This window comes from Nonomuraea mesophila (assembly GCF_004352805.1).
GTDB classification, from domain to species: domain Bacteria; phylum Actinomycetota; class Actinomycetes; order Streptosporangiales; family Streptosporangiaceae; genus Nonomuraea; species Nonomuraea longispora.
On sequence record NZ_SMLD01000362.1, the window covers coordinates 1 to 1,919 of the forward strand.

Below are 1,919 nucleotides of genomic sequence, written 5' to 3' on the forward strand. Positions count from 1 at the left end.
GCGTGGTACGGGTGGCGCGGCCGGCGGCCGGGCGGCGGGGGGCGGCCGTGAGTTCCTTCGGCGGCTCGGCGCCCGGGTCGTGGGCGGGAGGCGGCGGTACGGTCTCGGTCCAGGCGGCCAGCTTGTCCTTCTCGTGGAGAAGGTTGCGGATGTCGCCCTCGGCGTACTCGAACTCGGGCGACCAGAAGAGGGCGTCGAACGGGCAGACCTCGATGCAGATGCCGCAGTACATGCACAGGGAGAAGTCGATGGCGAAGCGGTCGAGGACGTTGCGCTGGCGCGCGCGGCCGCCCTCGGGGGCCGGGATGGTCTCCTTGTGCGAGTCGATGTAGATGCACCAATCGGGGCATTCCCGGGCACAGAGCATGCAGGAGGTGCAGTTCTCCTCAACCAGGGCGATAACGCCCCGGCTCCGCGGCGGTAGAGCGGGCTTGACCTCGGGATACTGCTGCGTGACCGATTTACGCAGCATGTGGCGAAGGGTGATGGACAGCCCTTTCGCCAGTCCGACTCCCGGTATCCGCCCCATGTTCAACATCATGACGCACTTGGCCTCGCACGTGAATGAGCCAGAGCATTGTCCCCAGTTTTTCCACAGCTATCCACAGGCCGAGAGATGGTTATCCACAACCTGTGCACTCGCCCGATATCAACCGGTCGCTGAACGATAGTCTCTCCGCCATGCAACATAGCCATTCGGTCCGTCCCAGTGGCGGGAGGTGGGCGGCCGCCGTCTTGTGGGCCTGCCTGCCCCTGTTCACCTGCGGCCTGGCGACCCCGGTCACCATCGGGTTCGCGGCTTACTGGTTGCGGAACGTCTGGCACTTCGTCGCCGCGTGCGTCTACCTCGTCGGCATCGGCTCGTTCATGATCTCGGCCGTTTCCTACGCGGAGTTCGCGGACATCCCGGAGCCCCTGGCCGTCATGGTCACGCTGGGCCTGCTGCTCAGCTGGTGCGGAGGGGGCGTGCACTCGGCTTTCCTCGTGCCCCACATGGTACGCGCCCGCCTCAGAGCGACCCCCCCTCCTCCGCACCGGCCCATGGAGGTGCACAGGCGCACCACCTCCCCCGGTCAGCACCATCGGCCGCGCCCCGGGCAGCCCGAGTGGGTGGGCCACTACCGGGTTGTGCGGGAGCTCGGACGGGGCGGGCAGGGTGCGGTCTACCTGGCGACGGCGCCCAACGGGACGCGGGTCGCGGTGAAGGTGCTGCACGACCTGGTCGACGAGATGGCGCGCAAGAGGTTCGCACGGGAGGTCGACGCGGCCCGGCGGGTGGCGACGTTCTCCACAGCCCGGCTCCTCGATGTCAGCATCTCCGGCCAGCACCCCTACATCGTCAGCGAATACGTCGACGGCCCGTCGCTGGAGCAGCTGGTCAAGAAGCACGGGCCACGCGACGAGGACGGCCTGACCCGGCTGGCGCTGGCCACGGCCGGGGCGCTGGCGGCCATCCACAAGGCGGGCATCGTCCATCGCGACTTCAAGCCGAGCAACGTGCTGATCGGGCACGACGGGCCCCGCGTGATCGACTTCGGCATCGCCAAGGCGCTCGACCAGGTGACCATGACGACGGGAAAGATGGTCGGCACGCCTCCCTACATGTCGCCCGAGCAGTTGTCGGGAGAGACCGTGGGCCCGCCCTCCGACGTGTTCAGCTGGGCCTCGACCATCATCTTCGCGGCAACGGGCCGGCCCGCGTTCGGGGAGGACACGGTGCCTGCCGTGTTCAACCGGCTGCTCACGGTCCAGCCCGATCTGTCGCCGCTGCCGCCCGCCTTACGCGCGATCGTGGGCGCGTGCCTCAACAAGCGTCCGGACGAACGGCCCTCGGCCTCCGACGTGATGCTGGCCATCGTTCACTGACACCGCCCCGCCCCGCCCGGCACGAGGCCGCGGAGCCCGGCACGAGGCACGCC

General features: G+C 68.8%; 2 protein-coding genes. One reads left to right on the forward strand and one right to left on the reverse strand.

What is annotated here, in order from left to right:
• On the reverse strand, nucleotides 1–472 hold a 472-nt coding region (locus E1295_RS48010), incomplete at its 3' end, for a NuoI/complex I 23 kDa subunit family protein (protein ID WP_246081263.1).
• 209 nt (nucleotides 473–681) lie between these two features.
• Here E1295_RS48010 and E1295_RS48015 point away from each other — a divergent pair.
• Nucleotides 682–1,866 carry a serine/threonine-protein kinase gene (locus E1295_RS48015; RefSeq protein WP_166427804.1) on the forward strand — a complete coding sequence of 395 codons (1,185 nt, stop codon included), beginning with the start codon at nucleotides 682–684 and terminating at the stop codon, nucleotides 1,864–1,866.
• Nucleotides 1,867–1,919: the final 53 nt, after the last annotated feature.

Excerpts from the sequence above, each read along its gene's own strand:
- E1295_RS48015 (WP_166427804.1), top strand. The coding sequence starts at position 682 with ATGCAACATAGCCATTCGGTCCGTCCCAGTGGCGGGAGGTGGGCGGCC.